Raw genomic sequence first — 1,043 nt, 5'->3', positions numbered from 1 at the left:
CAAATCCGCTCTGATTTCTTGAGACTATGACTCAACGAAGGAAACCCAATCGGCTCTAGACCCGGCCAAGAGTGACTTAGAATGTAAGAGAAAAGGAAATAGGGAGGTACTTAGTTTCTTAGTAGTCTCTCGAGCTCACAAAAACGCAGTCTCTTGCTTCGGACAAAGTCCCCAAGTATAGGGAGGTGTCTTTCATGTTTTTTCACTTTGCACTAACTCAGAAGACACACGGGCAGGGCAATGAACCGAATTCGCTTGTCACTCTCAACTTTCCTGTCCGCCTTTACAAAGAATGCAGTTCCTCTTTCTGAGGTGCACAATCGTATCGATGAAGGTTAAAGGGAAATTATACGAGAGACTATGAATTCTCAATTGTGCCTGCCTCACATCCATGTAATGTCCTTCCAAATTAGTGATTCATAACCTTTGAACTTCACGATTTAGACAAGAAATTCGGATCATAGCCAAGAGTTCATTTGCATAGAACTGTCGTTAATCATCTCTTGTTTGCGTAATGCTTAATATAGAGACATCGATGTGTAGGAGCGACCGACGTAGATATATTAGAATCAAGAGTAATACCGACCAACGGATTCATTCAAGCCATTTCTGCTGGAAGTCAGATCTCAAGAACCGAGCTGTCCGCAAAATAAAGGAAGACATCCTTTACTCTTTCGAAAGGTTTGAATCCATTGTACAAGAAAGGCTCCAAATCGAGGTCCTCCCTCACCATTGTATGGACCCGTTCAAACCCTTTCGACTGTGCATAGCACTTCAGCCCATGCACGAAGGACCTGGCTTTCCGTTCTTCCACTATTGAGATGTAATTGATGTCCACGCAGCTTTCAGATTTCGAATTTTTGGAAAGAACTGCCCAGTTATCCCCATCGTGAATCCTAGTTGGCTGAATTAGGAATCTCGCTTTGTCTGGAATTTCCTTAGGGAGAAAAGCCCAGTCTTCACTTACATGATCGAGAATTTCAGGAATCTCTGAATCCACATTAAAAGCGAAGGAAGAATCTGAGATATCTCCTATCTCACTT

General features: G+C 42.7%; 1 pseudogene. It reads right to left on the bottom strand.

The window, feature by feature from the left end:
• Positions 1-619: 619 nt before the first annotated feature.
• Positions 620-1,043: pseudogene (locus tag BG32_RS00230) on the bottom strand (GNAT family N-acetyltransferase); the annotation flags it as partial.

This window comes from Mesotoga sp. HF07.pep.5.2.highcov (assembly GCF_003666285.1).
Classification (GTDB): domain Bacteria; phylum Thermotogota; class Thermotogae; order Petrotogales; family Kosmotogaceae; genus Mesotoga; species Mesotoga prima.
The sequence above is the reverse complement of the archived record's forward strand: the minus strand, read 5'-3'. Positions and strand labels throughout refer to the sequence as shown.